Source organism: Rhodococcus sp. As11 (genome assembly GCF_048957735.1).
In the GTDB taxonomy this organism is placed as follows: Bacteria; Actinomycetota; Actinomycetes; order Mycobacteriales; family Mycobacteriaceae; genus Rhodococcus; species Rhodococcus gordoniae.
In genome coordinates this window covers 45,655-61,010 of sequence record NZ_JARDJE010000025.1, presented here as the reverse complement: position 1 = coordinate 61,010, position 15,356 = coordinate 45,655, and the positions used below count along the sequence as shown (strand labels likewise).

14 protein-coding genes and 1 riboswitch are annotated in these 15,356 nt (G+C 68.2%); of the genes, 9 read left to right on the top strand and 5 right to left on the bottom strand.

All coding sequences use genetic code 11. The features are described from left to right. Positions 1-116 precede the first annotated feature (116 nt). Positions 117-698 (bottom strand): C40 family peptidase, encoded by a 582-nt coding sequence (locus PV766_RS21760; RefSeq protein WP_016935484.1) that lies wholly within the window; start codon positions 696-698, stop codon positions 117-119. Between the two features lie 15 nt (positions 699-713). Continuing rightward, a riboswitch (cyclic di-AMP (ydaO/yuaA leader) is annotated at positions 714-877 on the bottom strand. Between the two features lie 435 nt (positions 878-1,312). On the opposite strand from PV766_RS21760, the gene PV766_RS21755 reads away from it, so the two are divergent. Together PV766_RS21755 and PV766_RS21750 are read left to right on the top strand one after the other, a co-directional pair. Beyond that, positions 1,313-3,061 (top strand): DEDD exonuclease domain-containing protein, encoded by a 1,749-nt coding sequence (locus PV766_RS21755; RefSeq protein WP_421097863.1) that lies wholly within the window; start codon positions 1,313-1,315, stop codon positions 3,059-3,061. Between the two features lie 33 nt (positions 3,062-3,094). Further along, the gene (locus PV766_RS21750; protein WP_016693842.1) at positions 3,095-3,370 is read left to right on the top strand and encodes an Lrp/AsnC family transcriptional regulator; all 276 of its coding nucleotides are present in this window, start codon (positions 3,095-3,097) and stop codon (positions 3,368-3,370) included. Positions 3,371-3,453: 83 nt separating this feature from the next. Here the strand turns inward: PV766_RS21750 and trpD are convergent, their stop codons facing one another. Both trpD and PV766_RS21740 read right to left on the bottom strand, forming a co-directional pair. Next, the gene (trpD, locus tag PV766_RS21745) at positions 3,454-4,533 is read right to left on the bottom strand and encodes an anthranilate phosphoribosyltransferase (RefSeq protein ID WP_421097862.1); all 1,080 of its coding nucleotides are present in this window, start codon (positions 4,531-4,533) and stop codon (positions 3,454-3,456) included. A gap of 66 nt (positions 4,534-4,599) precedes the next feature. Continuing rightward, positions 4,600-5,055, bottom strand: a complete 456-nt coding sequence (locus PV766_RS21740) for a hypothetical protein (RefSeq protein ID WP_026003318.1) — start codon at positions 5,053-5,055, stop codon at positions 4,600-4,602. A 174-nt stretch (positions 5,056-5,229) separates the two neighbouring features. Between PV766_RS21740 and PV766_RS21735 the strand changes: the two genes are divergently transcribed. From PV766_RS21735 to PV766_RS21710, 6 genes are all read left to right on the top strand, one after another. Further along, complete coding sequence (locus PV766_RS21735; protein WP_026003317.1) at positions 5,230-5,844, top strand: cytochrome c oxidase subunit 3; 615 nt, start codon at positions 5,230-5,232, stop codon at positions 5,842-5,844. 100 nt (positions 5,845-5,944) lie between these two features. Next, complete coding sequence (locus PV766_RS21730; protein WP_085996974.1) at positions 5,945-6,781, top strand: c-type cytochrome; 837 nt, start codon at positions 5,945-5,947, stop codon at positions 6,779-6,781. Next, positions 6,778-7,905, top strand: coding sequence for a ubiquinol-cytochrome c reductase iron-sulfur subunit (locus PV766_RS21725; RefSeq protein WP_064064176.1), 1,128 nt, complete (start codon positions 6,778-6,780; stop codon positions 7,903-7,905). Before PV766_RS21730 ends, PV766_RS21725 begins: the two co-directional genes overlap by 4 nt. Next, positions 7,902-9,560 (top strand): cytochrome b, encoded by a 1,659-nt coding sequence (locus tag PV766_RS21720; protein WP_064064155.1) that lies wholly within the window; start codon positions 7,902-7,904, stop codon positions 9,558-9,560. The genes PV766_RS21725 and PV766_RS21720 overlap by 4 nt, the downstream gene beginning before the upstream one ends. A 187-nt stretch (positions 9,561-9,747) precedes the next feature. Next, complete coding sequence (locus tag PV766_RS21715; RefSeq protein ID WP_421097861.1) at positions 9,748-10,410, top strand: HEAT repeat domain-containing protein; 663 nt, start codon at positions 9,748-9,750, stop codon at positions 10,408-10,410. A 4-nt stretch (positions 10,411-10,414) separates the two neighbouring features. Next, entirely contained in the window at positions 10,415-11,416 is a 1,002-nt protein-coding gene (locus PV766_RS21710; protein ID WP_421097860.1) for a MerR family transcriptional regulator, read from the top strand. 110 nt (positions 11,417-11,526) lie between these two features. Here PV766_RS21710 and PV766_RS21705 read toward each other — a convergent pair whose 3' ends face one another. Together PV766_RS21705 and PV766_RS21700 are read right to left on the bottom strand one after the other, a co-directional pair. Then, positions 11,527-11,943: a cytochrome c oxidase subunit 4 gene (locus tag PV766_RS21705; RefSeq protein ID WP_106199393.1), complete on the bottom strand. Its 417-nt coding sequence runs from the start codon at positions 11,941-11,943 to the stop codon at positions 11,527-11,529. Between the two features lie 33 nt (positions 11,944-11,976). Then, positions 11,977-13,053, bottom strand: a complete 1,077-nt coding sequence (locus PV766_RS21700) for a cytochrome c oxidase subunit II (RefSeq protein WP_084421760.1) — start codon at positions 13,051-13,053, stop codon at positions 11,977-11,979. Positions 13,054-13,405: 352 nt separating this feature from the next. On the opposite strand from PV766_RS21700, the gene asnB reads away from it, so the two are divergent. Further along, positions 13,406-15,331 carry an asparagine synthase (glutamine-hydrolyzing) gene (gene asnB, locus PV766_RS21695; RefSeq protein ID WP_421097859.1) on the top strand — a complete coding sequence of 642 codons (1,926 nt, stop codon included), beginning with the start codon at positions 13,406-13,408 and terminating at the stop codon, positions 15,329-15,331. Positions 15,332-15,356 lie beyond the last annotated feature (25 nt).

Sequence of the window (15,356 nt, the reverse complement as noted above, 5' to 3'; positions counted from 1 at the left end):
CCCCCCCCCCCCCCCCCCGCCGGGGGGGGGGCGGGTGGGCCCCCCCCCCCCCCTTCTCGGAGATGATGCGTCGGAGCGGAGGCGGGAAACGCCGTCCGATCGGAGGCGACGTGCCGTCAGAAGCGACGCGCTCCGTCGACGGGCATCGAGTTCAGCGGCGCGATCTTCACCGGCTGGCTGGAGGTGGAGGCGTGCACGATGTTGCCGCCGCCGATGTAGATGCCGGTGTGGCTGCCGCCGTAGAACGACACGACGTCGCCGGGCTGGAGAGCCGCGACATCGATGGGGGTACCGGCGGACGCCTGCTCGTAGCTGGTGCGCGGGACGCTGAGGCCGGCCTGCTTGAAGGCCCACTGCACGAGACCCGAGCAGTCGAAGGAGCTCGGTCCGGCAGCGCCGTAGACGTAGGGGGCGCCGATCTTCGACTGCGCAGCGTCGGCTGCACGCTGTCCGACGGAGCCGAGGGGGGCGGTGAAGGCAGCGGCCTGAGGCGCGGGGGCACCCTCGGCGGCCGGCGGAACGAGGTTGGCGATCTCCGGCGGCACGGTCACACCGGCCGGGAGGTCGAACGTTCCGACACCGGGAATGTTGATGGGCTCGGCCATCGCCGGGCCGGCCGAGACGGTGACTGCTCCGAGAGCAATGGCACCGGCGACAAGGGCGCGCCGGACGGTGCGCTTGCTGTTGTTCGAAACCACGAGGGGACGTTCTCCGTTTCTTCCGTTCACCCGCCGACCGAGTTAGCTGACGGGTTCGGGCCGGAAGATCAGCCCTACTCCTCGCCGCGACGGGCGGAGGAGATTCACCCCAAGAACTACGTGGGTCCCCGGCTCGCCACTCCCGAAGCCGGGGAAGGGCGATTAGGCGGTAACCGTGCGGCTCCGACCCGGGGGTGGGGCGGAAAACTCTCCGCTCGGTCTCGAAAAGATTACGAAACGGCATCGGTGAAGTCGACCGCCCCGCCGCGCCACCCGACCGCTTCGACCGATTCCTGGGAGAACACTGCCGTAGGGCGACGGTCCGATAACGGCGCGGTAACGAGCACTGCCCGGCCCTCTTTCATCCCGAGGACGTCACTACCCGATTCGTCCGGGTCCACTCCGGAAGAAGCAGGTCAGGACACCGCTACCCGGAGAGGCCGGCCGGAACGGACCGTCCGATTCGCCGGGTTGCTTCTCCCGCAGGCCGATCGGTCTGTTTTCGGGGGCTTCGTCCGATTCTCGCGACGGCAGAAAAAGGGTGTGATCCTCGTCTCGTGAGGGTTCGGGAGCCCGCCCGGTGGGTTGTCGGTGTCGCTTCCTAGGCTCGCCGCATGACCTCGCCGCAACCATCGGCCCTCGGCGTGCAACTGGGTTTCGACGAGCTCGACACACCCCTGCGCGACACCACCTTCGTCGTCGTCGACCTCGAGACGACCGGCGGGAAGGCAGCCGAGGACGCCATCACCGAGATCGGTGCGGTGAAGATCCGTGCCGGCGAGGTGCTCGGCGAGTTCGCGACCCTCGTCGATCCCGGGCGTCCCATTCCTCCGTACATCGTGCAACTCACCGGCATCACCACTGCGATGGTCTACGCGGCCCCCAGGATCGAGGAGGTGCTGCCCGCCTTCCTCGAGTTCGCGTCCGGATCGGTGCTCGTCGCGCACAACGCCGGTTTCGACGTCGGATTTCTCCAGGCGGCTGCCGCCCGGTGCCGGCTGGCATGGCCCCGCTTCCAGGTGCTGTGCACCGTCAAGCTGGCCCGTCGCGTCCTCGGGCGCGACGAGGCGCCGTCGGTGAAGCTCTCCGCGTTGGCCGAGCTGTTCAGGGTCTCCACCGTGCCCACCCACCGCGCGCTCGACGACGCACGGGCCACCGTGGACGTGCTGCACGCCCTCATCGAACGAGTCGGCAACCAGGGGGTCCACAGCCTCACCGAGCTGCGCGACTACATGCCGGTGGTCACCGCCGAGCAACGGGCCAAACGCGCACTCGCCGCACACCTTCCACGCAAGCCCGGTGTCTACATGTTCCGGGGGCCGTCCGACGAGGTGTTGTACGTCGGCACGGCGGTCGACCTGCACCGGCGCGTCCGTACCTATTTCACGGGCTCCGAGACGCGGCCGCGGCTGCGGGAGATGGTCGCGCTCACCACTCGCATCGATCATGTCGAATGCGCCCACGGGCTCGAGGCCGGCGTCCGCGAACTGCGGCTGATCGCCGCACACACCCCTCCGTACAACCGCCGGTCGAAGTATCCGATGCGCGGCTGGTGGATCATCCTCACCGACGAGGCGTTTCCGCGCCTCGCTGTGAGCCGCACTCCCGGACCCGACGCGATCGGCCCGTTCTCGGTACGCGCCGACGCCGCGGACGTCGCGGCGCTGCTCGCGCAGATGTGTGGTCTGCGCACGTGCACACGCAGGATCGGCCGCACGGCCCGTCACGGCGACCGTTGCCCGCCCGTCGCCGTCGGGGGCTGCGCAGCGGCGCGCTTCGGGGTCCAGGACGCCTCCGCCTATGCAACCCAGGTCGAGGGCGTGCGCGCGGTCGTCCGCGGCCTCGCCGACGATGCCGTCGAGGCGATGCACGAGCACCTCGACACCCTCGTACGCGACCAGCTGTTCGAGAATGCCGCCCGGCTGCGCGACCGGCTCGCCGCCGCCCTCGTCGCGCTGCGGCGCACCCAACGCCTGGCTTCGCTGGCGGCCGTCGACGAACTCGTCGCCGCGCGTCCGCGCGCCGAGGGCGGGTGGGAGTTCGCCGTGATCCGCGCAGGCCGGCTAGCATCCGCCGGCGTGGCGCCGCGCGGCGTACGTCCGATGCCCGTCGTGGAGGCGATCGTCGCCGGTGCCGAGACGGTGCGGCCGTCACCGGGACCGCTGCGCGGCGCGTCCCCGGAGGAGATCGGTCTGGTCGCGCGATGGCTCGACGGTGAGGGCACCCGCATCGTCCGTGCGAGCCGGGGCTGGTGCGAGCCGACCCGAGGTGCGGGCCGATGGAGTGCGTGGGCCGAGCTCGCGCGCGAGGCCCGCGCGGTCCGCGGGCTCCTCTCCGCCGACTCGTCCCACCGCTTAGGCTGATGCAATCCCCGAGGAAGGTTGAAGGAGACCCCCATGATCAACGCGATCGTCCTGATCGATGCCGAGGCGAACCGTATCCCCGAGACCGCGCAAGCGGTCGCCGACCTCGACGGCGTCGACACGGTGTACTCCTGCGCGGGCGACGTCGACCTCGTGGCGGTGGTCCGCGTCCGCGACCACGAGAAGATCGCGGATGTCGTCACCCGGGGCATCAACAAGATCGACGGCGTGACGAAGACCGTCACCCATATCGCCTTCCAGTCGTACTCGAGCGCCGACGTCGAGGCCGGCTTCTCGATCGGGAACTGACACCCCGCAGCACCACCGACGGACGACGGGCCCGCACCGATGCAGTGCGGGCCCGGCGTTCGTGTGTCCTTACTCTTCTCCGGTCATTTCTGTCCGGAACCGGCACCCAGCCGCGTGGTGACCTCGGCCCACTGCTCCAGGACGGCCGTGGCCCGGCCGCTGTCGATCGCCTCTGCCGCCGTCTCGAGCCCGGCCGTGAGGGCATCCTCGAGAGCGCCGTCGACGCCCCGGAAGGCTGCGATCGCCCCGGCGGCGTTGAGGAGCACGGCATCGCGCACCGGCCCTGCCTCCCCCGCCAGCACCGCCCGCGCAATCGCCGCGTTCTCCGTGGCGTCGCCTCCGCGGAGCGCCTCGAGCGGAACCCGGTCGATACCGAGATCGCGCGGATCGAGCGTCACGACCCGGACCTCGCCGCCGTGGACGACGTGCACGCGCGAGGTCGTGGAGGTGGTCAGTTCGTCGAGACCGTCGTCGCCTCGGACGACGAGCGCCGAATTGCCGCGCTGCGCGAGCACACCGGCGACGGTCGGGACGAGCGGTTCGAACGCGCATCCGATCAGGCCGGCGCTCGGGCGGGCCGGATTGGTGAGCGGGCCGAGGACGTTGAAGACCGTCGGGATGCCGATCTGCTTGCGCGGTGCGGCCGCGAAACGCAGCGCCGGGTGGTAGACCGGCGCGAAGCAGAATCCGATCCCGGCCTCGGCGACCGAATGGGCCACCTCGTCGGGCCCCAGGTCGATGTGCACGCCGAGAGCCTCGAGCACGTCGGCGCCTCCGCTCTTGGAGGAGGCGGCACGGTTGCCGTGCTTGACGACCCGGATGCCCGCCGCGGCCACGACGAGCGAGGCCATCGTCGAGATGTTGACGGTGTTCGCGCGGTCACCACCGGTGCCCACGATGTCGACGACGTCGCTGTCGACCGGAACGAGCCGGGCGTAGTCGAGCATCGTGTCGGCGAGTGCCCGCACCTCGTCGGGGGTCTCGCCCTTCATCTTCAGCGCGACACCGAATGCTGCGATCTGGGCGGGCGTGGCGTTGTCGGAGAAGATCTCGCTCATCGCCCATCGCGCCTCGTCGGCCGACAGGTTCCGTCCGGCGGTGAGCGCTCCCAGCACGGAGGGCCAGTTCCGGGTCACCTCGTCCGCGTCTCGCGTCGCGTTCATCGCACCTGCCCTCGCCGCATCTCGCTCCTCACCGGGCACCGGCGTGCCCTCTTCCGACCGGTCAGCTTAGCCAGCGGAGTCCTGCGGTTGCAGGGCGTCCCACCCCAGGGCCGTTCCGCCGAGCCGTTGGGCGAGCGAGGCCATGCGCGACTTCTCCTGCGCACAGTGCAGGGCGTCGAGGATCTGGACGCGCTGCAGAATCACGGAAGCACCGTCCACGGCCGTGGGCGGGACGTCCCCGTCGCCGGTCCCGGCCACGACGTAGCCGTCCTGGCCGGCCAGCTCCGCGGCCCGGTCCACCGCGTCCGCGGGCAACGCCAGGTGATGCCGGAGGACGGCCTCGTCCTCGGACCGCCACGACGGGCTAGTCCCGGCCCCGCGATCCAGCGCCGTGGAACAGGCTTCGGCGTCGTCGAAGGACGAGACGACCACGACAAGGTCGGCGCGGTTCGCGTCGAGCGGCTCGGCGCTCCGCCCCACCAGGGAGCGCAGCCATCCCCGAAGACCCTTTCCGGTACTCATGCACTCACGATCCCACGTGACCTTCCCGACCCTCGGAATTGCTCCGTGCGGCACCCTCCGGAGTGCCTGTCACCGCGCGCCCACCTGGTGAAATTCAGGTTCGAGACCTGCACTGACGCGCCGATTTCGGCCCCGATTGCCCAAGACGTACTACGACGGGTCATACTAGCCAGCGTGACGAGCGCAGTAGGGACTTCAGGATCTGCAATCACACAGCGCGTGCACTCGTTGAACCGGCCCAACCTGGTCAGCGTCGGCACCATCGTGTGGTTGTCCAGTGAGCTCATGTTTTTCGCAGGGCTCTTCGCCATGTACTTCGTGGCCCGGGCACAGGCCCCGGAGGGCATGTGGCCGCCCCCGCCCACCCACTTGAACCTGTGGTTGGCGGTACCGATCACCGCGGTGCTGATCGCTTCCTCCTTCACCTGCCAGCTGGGCGTCTTCGCCGCCGAGCGCGGCGATGTCTTCGGCCTGCGACGGTGGTACATCGTCACCCTCGCCATGGGCACCTTCTTCGTGCTCGGCCAGGGCTACGAGTACATCACCCTGGTGAAGGACGGCACGACCATCCCGGGCAGCGTGTACGGCTCGGTGTTCTACATGACCACCGGCTTCCACGGCCTGCACGTCATCGGCGGCCTGATCGCATTCGTGTTCCTGTTGTTCCGCACGAAGGTCAGCAAGTTCACGCCTGCACAGGCCACTGCAGCCATCGTCGTTTCGTATTACTGGCACTTCGTCGACATCGTTTGGATCGCGCTGTTTGCCACGATTTATTTCATCCGTTAGCCAGCTGAACGCCCAGGCAGCCCCCTGACGTCCAGTCCGTCCCGACATAAAAAAAGGGATACAGATGAGTTCATCCCCACCTCTCGCCTCCGAGGGTGACATGCCCGGTCGATCCTCTGCAGCCGATGCTGCGAAGTCCCGCCGCCAGCGCAAGATGCGCCGGCGCGTCACCGGAGCGTTGGTCCTCGCGCTCGGTCTCCTCAGCGCAGGCTTCATCGCCTCCGCGCTGACGCCTGCCCCGCAGGTGGCCACGGCGCAGGACGACCGGAGCGCTCTGATCCGCGAGGGTCAGCAGCTCTACGAGACCTCCTGCGTGACCTGCCACGGCGTCAACCTCCAGGGTGTCCAGGACCGCGGTCCCACCCTCATCGGTGTCGGCGAGGCCGCCGTCTACTTCCAGGTGTCCTCGGGCCGCATGCCGATGATGCGCAACGAGGCCCAGGCCCTGCGCAAGGACCCGAAGTTCGACGCCGCGCAGACCGACGCGCTCGGCGCGTACATCCAGGCCAACGGTGGAGGCCCGACGGTCATCCGCGACGAGAACGGCGAGATCGCCCAGTCGTCGCTGCGCGGCAACGACATCGGACGCGGTTCGGAGCTCTTCCGCCAGAACTGCGCGTCGTGCCACAACTTCACCGGACGCGGCGGCGCGCTGTCGTCCGGCAAGTTCGCACCGAACCTGGATCCGGCCAGCGAGCAGCAGATCTACACCGCGATGCTCACCGGCCCCCAGAACATGCCGAAGTTCTCCGACCGTCAGCTGACGGTCGAGGAGAAGCAGGACATCATCGCGTACATCAAGTCCGCCAGTGAGACGAGGGACCCGGGTGGCTACGGGCTCGGCGGCTTCGGCCCCGGTGCCGAAGGGCCGACCATGTGGGTCGTCGGCATCGTCGCCGTCGTCGGCGCTGCGCTGTGGATCGGAGCAAGATCATGAGTGGCGGCGAAACGCCGAACAAGCACACGGTCGACGATCTCGACCGGATGAGCCGGGACGACCTCGTCACGCTCGGCACCAACCTCGACGGCGTCGACGTCGCGTTCCGCAAGGACCGGTGGCCCGTCGAGGGCACCCGCGCCGAGAAGCGGGCCGAGCGCAACGTCGCCTTCTGGTTCGCTCTCGCAGGCATCTCGGGTCTCGCGTTCATCGCGATCTACCTGTTCTGGCCGTGGGAGTACCAGGGCATCGGCGAAAAGAACTACGGCTGGTACAGCCTCTACACCCCGATGCTCGGCCTGACCCTCGGTCTGTCGATCCTCGGTATCGGTGTCGGCGCGGTGCAGTTCACCAAGAAGTTCATCCCCGAAGAGGTGTCGATCCAGGATCGGCACGACGGCGGATCCTCCGAGGTCGATCGCAAGACGATCGTCGCCGAGCTCTCCGATTCGCTCGACACGTCGACCCTGCCGCGTCGCAAGCTGATCAAGCGCACTGCCATCTTCGGTGGCGGCGCGCTCGGCCTGGGCCTGATCATGCCGCTCGGCGGCCTGATCAAGAACCCGTGGGCCGAGGGCGACGAGTCGTCGCTGTGGGTGTCTGGCTGGACCCCGCGCTACCCCGGCGAGACGATCTACCTGCGTCGTGACACCGGCCGTCCCCAGGACATCGTCCTCGTGCGCCCGGAGGACCTCGACGCCGGCGGCATGGAGACGGTCTTCCCGTTCCGCGAGTCCGATCGAGGAGACGATCACGCCCTGCTGCAGAGCCTGCGCGGCATCCGCAACGCCGTCATGCTCATCCGTCTGCGCACCGAGGACACCGAGCGTGTCGTCAAGCGCAAGGGCCAGGAGAGCTTCAACTACGGCGACTACTTCGCGTACTCGAAGATCTGCACGCACCTCGGCTGCCCGACCTCGCTCTACGAGCAGCAGACGCACCGCATCCTGTGCCCGTGCCATCAGTCGCAGTTCGATGCACTGGAGTACGGCAAGCCGATTTTCGGTCCCGCTGCTCGCGCACTGCCGCAGCTTCCGATTACAGTGAACGAAGAGGGCTTCCTGGTCGCCAACGGCGACTTCATCGAGGCACTCGGTCCGGCATTCTGGGAGCGTCGCCCGTGAGTACTGCAACCCCGTCCCGCGCCGCACAGATCGGCGAGAATCTCGATTCTCGCTACCATCTGTCCGCCGGCATCCGCCGCCAGATCAACAAGGTGTTCCCCACCCACTGGTCCTTCCTCCTGGGTGAGATCGCGCTCTACAGCTTCATCATCCTGTTGATCTCCGGTGTCTTCCTGACCCTGTTCTTCGATCCGTCGATGGCGCACGTCGTCTACGACGGTGTCTACACGCCGCTGCGCGGTGTGGGTATGTCCCGTGCCTACGAGACGACCCTGAACCTCTCCTTCGAGGTCCGCGGTGGTCTGTTCGTGCGACAGATCCACCACTGGGCAGCCCTGATGTTCGCCGCGTCGATCGTCGTCCACCTGCTCCGCGTGTTCTTCACCGGTGCATTCCGGCGCCCGCGCGAAGCCAACTGGGTGATCGGCTCCCTGCTGCTCATCCTGGCGATGTTCGAGGGCTTCTTCGGCTACTCGCTTCCCGACGACCTGCTCTCCGGTACCGGCCTCCGCGCCGCGTTCTCCGGCATCACGCTGTCGATCCCGATCATCGGCTCGTGGATGCACTGGGCGATCTTCGGTGGCGACTTCCCGGGTGAGCTGATCATCCCGCGCTTCTACGTGCTGCACGTGCTGCTCGTCCCGGGCATCATCCTGGCCCTGATCGCCGCGCACCTCGCGCTGGTCTGGTACCAGAAGCACACGCAGTTCCCCGGCCCCGGCCGCACGGAGCAGAACGTCGTGGGTGTTCGTATCCTCCCGGTCTTCGCCGTCAAGTCGGGTGCGTTCTTCGCGATGACCTTCGCGGTCCTCGCCCTGATGTCCGGCCTGCTGCAGATCAACCCGGTCTGGAACATCGGCCCGTACAACCCGTCGCAGGTCTCCGCCGGGTCCCAGCCCGACATCTACATGATGTGGACGGACGGCATGGCGCGTATCTGGCCGGCCTGGGAGCTGTACCTGTTCAACCGGTACACGATCCCGCAGCCGTTCTGGATCGCGTTGATCATGGGCCTCGTGTTCGTCGTTCTCACGGTCTACCCGTGGATCGAGAAGAAGTTCACGAAGGACGACGCGCACCACAACCTGCTGCAGCGTCCGCGCGACGTGCCGGTCCGTACCGGGCTCGGGTTCATGGCCCTGGCGTTCTACGCCGTCGCCACGATCATGTGCGTCAACGACATCATCGCGTACAAGTTCGACATCTCGATCAACGCGACGACCTGGATGGGCCGTATCGGTCTCGTCCTGCTCCCGCCGCTCGCCTACTACATCGCGTACCGGTTCTGCCTGGGTCTGCAGCGCAGCGACCGCCAGGTGCTCGAGCACGGCATCGAGACGGGCATCGTCCGTCGACTGCCGACCGGCGAGTACATCGAGATCCACCAGCCGCTCGGCCCGGTGGACGAGCACGGCCACCCGGTCCCGCTCGAGTACCAGGGTGCCGCGATCCCGAAGCGTATGAACCGCCTCGGCAGTGCCGGCAAGCCCGGTGCCGGCAGCTGGTGGAGCCCCGACCCGGCCGACGAAGCGGCCGCGCTCGAGGCCGCCCACCACGAGGCAGAGCTCGAGCTCCGGAACACGCTCCGCGAGTACCAGGAGCGCGTGCACGGAAACGGCGACGGCGCAGCCCAGCTGCCCGACAAGTCGCACTGATCCGCACCAGCGGCTCGTAACCCGACGGGGCCCCGGACCTTCACGGTCCGGGGCCCCGCTCGTCGTTCCGGAACATTCGGAGGCGGAGGCGGTTCTCCCCTCCCCCGCCGGATATCGTCCGGGACGTACGTCTTGACCTTGACACTGTGACAAGCGCTCGAATGGGTCGGCGAAGGAGGTGCCTTCCATGAGCACACATCACGACCCGTTCGTTCGCGTCCCGGCCGGCGCCCTGGCCGCCGAGGACGCCACCGTACGACTGCGCGCAGCACTCGAGCTGGGCACCGCGGCCGATCCTCGTACCGTGACGGCGCTCGTCGAGCGGTGTGCGGTGGAGCCGGACTTCTTCGTCCGCGACATGCTGACCTGGGCACTGTGCCGCCTGCCCGTCGAGGTGACCGTGCCGCGACTACTCGCCGAACTCCGGTCGGACACCACGCAGGCGCGCAGCCAGGCCCTGCACACCTTGTCGAAGATCGGCGACCCGGTTGCGTGGCCGGCAGTGGCGCGCATGGTCCAGGACGAGCACGACGAGGTGGCTCGCGGCGCATGGCGGGCAGCAGTCGCACTCGTCCCGCCAGGGGCGGAAAGCGGCCTCGCTGCCGCTCTCGGCGCCCAACTGGGCCGAGGCGACCACGACCTGCAGCTCAGCCTCGGCCGCGCTCTCGCGGCGCTCGACGAGGCTGCCGTGCCGGTGCTGGCCACGGCGATGGGCAGTCCCGATCCTCGTGTCCGCGCCCACGCCGAGGCCACCGAGCGGATCCGTGTGGATCCCGACAGCGCGTTCGTCCTCTCGCTGAAGACCGCGAAGCGGGTCGCCGCGCTCGGCGCGGACGGGATCCGGGAGTGACACGATGCTGATCGGTGAGGTCTCGCGAAGGTCCGGCGTCAGCAGCCGCATGCTGCGCCACTACGACCGCCTGGGCCTCGTGACTCCGACGGGCCGCACGTCGGGCGGTTACCGCGAGTACACCGAGGACGACCTCCGGACGCTGTTCCACGTGGAGAGTCTCCGAAGCCTCGGTCTGTCGCTGAACGAGGTCGGACGCGCGTTGCGGGAACCGGACTTCGCTCCCGCCGAGTTGATGCAGGAGCTGATCCGGCACACGCGGGAGCGGATTGCCGCCGAGACAGAGTTGCTCGCCCGTCTCGACGATGTCGACTCGGCCTCCCCTACAGGGTGGGACGACGTCCTGCGTCTCGTCGCCTTGCTCCGCGCGTTCGAATCCGACTCCGGATCCCGCCGGCAGCAAGCGATCCTGTCCCAGAGCCAGGACGCGACATTGCCCGTCGCCTCGCTGGTCGAAGCGGTCCTGTCGGAGGAGGACCCGTTCGTCGCGGGGGCGTTGCGCTGGTCGCTCGCCCGAGCCGCGGACGCGGTGGAGGCTGCACTTCCCGGATTGGCGACGGGGCTGCGGTCGGACGAGGCACCGGTGCGGCGCCGGGCGATCGCAGCCCTGGCGGAGCTCCGTGTGCCCGAGTCCACGACGCTGCTCGAAGAGGCTCTCGGCGACGATGATGCGAAGGCCCGCGCCATGGTGGCTCTGACTCTCGGGGCGCGGGGTGTGGACGCGACCGTCCCCGTCCTCGTGGACATGATCGTGGAGGGCCGGTCGGACGTCGAGGCCGCCGAAGTGCTGGGCCGGCTCGCGGATCGGCCGGCCCTCTCCGCGGAGATCGTGCGTTCCGTGCAGCAGGGGCTCGACGGGGCGGACGACGCTCGGGTACGCCTGCGCCTGACGCAGGCACTCGCGGAGATCCCGGGCTCGGCTGCCCGCGACGCTCTCGTGGTCCTGACCACCGACCCGGATCGGACCGTCGCGGCGACCGCGAGTGTCATCCTCGCCACCCGCTGACCGCCGTCGGGCCCACCCGGCCGCCAGGACCCGGAAATGTGACAGCTCCCGGAAACGCCACGGGCGCCGCACCCGAAGGTGCGGCGCCCGTGTGCGTCGAGAGAGTCGGCTCAGTGCTTCTCGGGTCCGATGTGGTACTCGAACACCAGCCCGGCGGCTGCGGCGATGATCAGTGCGACTGCGAGGACGATCATCCACGGCTGGTAGAAGGCCAGCGCGATGGCGGCGAAAGCTGCCGCACCGGCGAGCAGGATCGGCCAGTAGCTACCCGCACTGAAGAAACCGAGGTCGCCCGCACCGTCGCTGATCTCCGCGTCCTCGTAGTCCTCGGGACGGGTGTCGAGACGACGTGCGACGAAACGGAAGTAGGTTCCGACGATCAGGGTCAGTCCGGCGGAGAGGACGATGGCCGTCAGGCCGGCCCATTCGATGCCCTTGTCCGACAGCCCGGTGAACGTGCCGTACACGATGGCGACGAGCACGAAGAACACCGTCACGACCTCGAAGAGCTTGGCTTCGATCTTCATATCAGCACTTGTCCTTGTCGGTGGAGGTGGCCGTCACTCGCCTGCGGCGACGGTCGCCGACCGGTCCGTGCGGTCGGTCTTGAACGGAGTCGTCGAGGTAGCGATCGGGCTCTGGCCGATGGCTTCGAGCGCACGAGCGTTCGACAGGCCTTCGCCGCCGTCCTCGACCGGCTTGCGGAGCTCGATGTACCGGGCGAAGTCCTCCGGGCTGACCGCGCGGACCTCGAAGTTCATCATCGCGTGGTAGGTGCCGCACATCTCGGCGCAGCGGCCGACGAACGAGCCCTCACGATCGATCTCGGAGATCTGGAAGACCGGATCGGAGTTGTTCTCGATCGGGTTCGGGTTCACGTCACGCTTGAACAGGAACTCCGGCACCCAGAAGGAATGGATGACGTCGGAGGACGCCAGCTGGAACTCGATGCGCTTGCCGGTGGGAAGAACGAGCACCGGAATCTCTTCGCTGGTGCCGATCGTCTCGATCTTGTCGTAGTGCAGGTAGGACAGATCCTCAGTGGGCTTGCCGTGGATCGGGCCCGGAGCCTCGTGCTCCCCACCCGATTCACCGTGCGCGGTGGACGGGTCGAACGGCTCCTGTGCGACCGCCTCCTCGGCGACCTCGTCGATGCCGTTGTAGGGGGCCGTGCCGTCCTGCAGATCGATCGTCCGGTAACCGAACTTCCAGTTCCACTGGAACGCCGTCACGTCGACGACGACGTTCGGGTTGTCCTCCTTCTCCAGGACGTAGTTCTGGACCACGACCGTGAAGTAGAAGAGCACACACACGGCGACGAACGGCGCCGCGGTGTAAGCCAGTTCCAGAGGCACGTTGTATGCCGTCTGACGCGGGAACTCCGGGTCGTCCTTCCGACGCCGGTAGGCGATGATCACCCAGAAGGTGAGTGCCCACACGAGAATTCCCATGACGAGGGCGGCGACAACCGACCACGTCCACAGTTCACGCATACGCTCGGCCTGAGGAGTGATGCCCTCCGGCCAGCCGAAACGAAGGATTTCTTCGCTCGAGCACCCGGTCAGCACCAAGGCTGCAATGCCGAGTGATGCTGCGAGCCCGAACCGCCGAAGGATCCGACCTTGCGCCACGTTCACGCCTTCCTGATCGCCGCAATTCCACTAGGGCACACCCGGAGGGCCGGCCCAATTACTACGCAGCGTAGACCAAACCCGGGCGCTATCCATCGCCGGGGCACGAAGAAAGTGTCGGGGTGGGCGTTTCGACCGCAAGACCCGGCTCGTGACGTCGGTTTTCTCTTGTGGGCCGGCCGGTCGTCGGTGGCAACCGGGCGCGGCTGCCCGGCATCGGCCGTCTGCGGCATACTTCGATAGAACCAACGCCGGACCCCGAGTGGTAGTTCCCGGTGTCATGCGCGGTGAGGTGTCTCGCGCTGGGCACCCACCGGGGTTCATCGCGACACCCCGACCGGAATGAGGTAACCCACGCGTGTGCGGATTGCTCGGGTTTCTGACCACTGAGGGCACCAGCGACGAGGCCGTCGCGAAGGTGGACGCCGCGATGCACTGTCTGCGCCATCGCGGCCCGGACGAGCACGGCACCTGGCACGACGCCGACCTCGTCTTCGGATTCAACCGCCTGTCGATCATCGACATCGCGCACTCGCACCAGCCGCTGCGCTGGGGCCCGCCGGAGCAGCCGGACCGCTACGCGCTGACCTTCAACGGTGAGATCTACAACTATCTCGAACTGCGCAAGGAGCTCACCGAGACGTTCGGTACCGCCTTCGCGACCGAAGGCGACAGCGAGACGATCGTCGCGGCCTACCACCACTGGGGTGTTCGCGCGGTCCAGCGCCTGCGGGGCATGTTCGCCTTCGCGATCTGGGACACGCACACCCGCGAGTTGTTCGTCGCCCGCGATCCGTTCGGCATCAAGCCGCTGTTCCTCGCGACCGGCACCGGCGGCACCGCCTTCGGCAGCGAGAAGAAGAGCCTGCTCGAACTCGCCGACGTGATCGGCATCGATACCGAGCTCGATCCCCGGGCGATCGAGCACTACACGGTGCTGCAGTACGTTCCCGAGCCCGAGACGCTGCACCGGCGGATCCGCCGCCTGGAGTCGGGCTGCTACGCGCGCCTCACACCCGGCGCCGAACCGGAGATCACGCGGTACTTCCACCCGACCTTCCCGGTCCGGCCGTTCGCCGCCGGCCGAGAGCAGGATCGCTACCGTGAGATCGCCGAGGCCCTCGAGGACTCGGTCGCCAAGCACATGCGCGCCGACGTCACCGTCGGGTCGTTCCTCTCGGGCGGCATCGACTCCACGGCCATCGCCGCGCTGGCGATGCGCCACAACCCGAAACTCATCACCTTCACCGCGGGTTTCGAGCGGGAGGGCTACTCCGAGGTCGACGTCGCGGCCGAATCGGCCGCCGCGATCGGCGCCCGGCACGTGGTGCGGGTCGTCTCCCCCAGTGAGTTCGCCGCGGCGATCCCGGAGATCATCTGGTATCTCGACGACCCGGTGGCCGACCCCGCGCTCGTCCCGCTGTGGTTCATCGCCCGCGAAGCCCGCAAGCACGTCAAGGTCGTGTTGTCCGGTGAGGGCGCCGACGAGCTGTTCGGCGGCTACACCATCTACCGCGAGCCGCTGTCGCTGCGGCCGTTCGAGTTCCTCCCGCCCGCGCTGCGCCGGGCTGCCGGGCAGCTGTCGGAGCGGATTCCGGAGGGCACCCGCGGCAAGAGCCTGCTGCACCGCGGCTCGATGACGCTCGAGGAGCGCTACTACGGCAACGCCCGCAGCTTCAACGACGCGCAGCTGCGGGCGGTGCTGCGCGAGTTCCGTCCCGAGTGGACCCACCAGGACGTCACGGCGCCGATCTACGCGCAGTCGAGCGGCTGGGATCCGGTGGCCCGGATGCAGCATCTCGATCTGTTCACCTGGCTGCGCGGCGACATCCTCGTCAAGGCCGACAAGATGACGATGGCCAACTCGCTCGAGCTGCGTGTGCCGTTCCTGGACTCCGAGGTGTTCCGGGTGGCCTCGCAGGTGCCGTTGGAACAGAAGATTACGAAACAGACGACGAAGTACGCGTTGAGGCAGGCATTGGAGGGCATCGTCCCGCCGCATGTGCTGCACCGCGCGAAGCTGGGCTTCCCGGTGCCCCTGCGGCACTGGCTCGCCGGCACGGAGCTGTTCGACTGGGCGCACGAGGTGATCGCCGAGTCGCAGACCGACCATCTGCTCGACAAGGCTGCCGTCGCGAAGATGCTCGACGAGCACCGGACCGGCCCGATCGATCACAGTCGACGCCTCTGGACGGTGCTGTGTTTCATGGTCTGGCACGGGATCTTCGTGGAGAAGCGCATCGTGCCGCAGATCCAGGAACCGGCCTACCCGGTCGAGATCTGACGGTCACGACGAGACACGGCCGCGA

Coding starts and splice junctions, on each gene's coding strand:
- PV766_RS21755 (WP_421097863.1), top strand. CDS start 1,313: ATGACCTCGCCGCAACCATCGGCCCTCGGCGTGCAACTGGGTTTCGAC.
- PV766_RS21750 (WP_016693842.1), top strand. CDS start 3,095: ATGATCAACGCGATCGTCCTGATCGATGCCGAGGCGAACCGTATCCCC.
- trpD (WP_421097862.1), bottom strand. CDS start 4,533: ATGAACGCGACGCGAGACGCGGACGAGGTGACCCGGAACTGGCCCTCC.
- PV766_RS21740 (WP_026003318.1), bottom strand. CDS start 5,055: ATGAGTACCGGAAAGGGTCTTCGGGGATGGCTGCGCTCCCTGGTGGGG.
- PV766_RS21730 (WP_085996974.1), top strand. CDS start 5,945: ATGCCCGGTCGATCCTCTGCAGCCGATGCTGCGAAGTCCCGCCGCCAG.
- PV766_RS21725 (WP_064064176.1), top strand. CDS start 6,778: ATGAGTGGCGGCGAAACGCCGAACAAGCACACGGTCGACGATCTCGAC.
- PV766_RS21715 (WP_421097861.1), top strand. CDS start 9,748: ATGAGCACACATCACGACCCGTTCGTTCGCGTCCCGGCCGGCGCCCTG.
- PV766_RS21710 (WP_421097860.1), top strand. CDS start 10,415: ATGCTGATCGGTGAGGTCTCGCGAAGGTCCGGCGTCAGCAGCCGCATG.
- PV766_RS21705 (WP_106199393.1), bottom strand. CDS start 11,943: ATGAAGATCGAAGCCAAGCTCTTCGAGGTCGTGACGGTGTTCTTCGTG.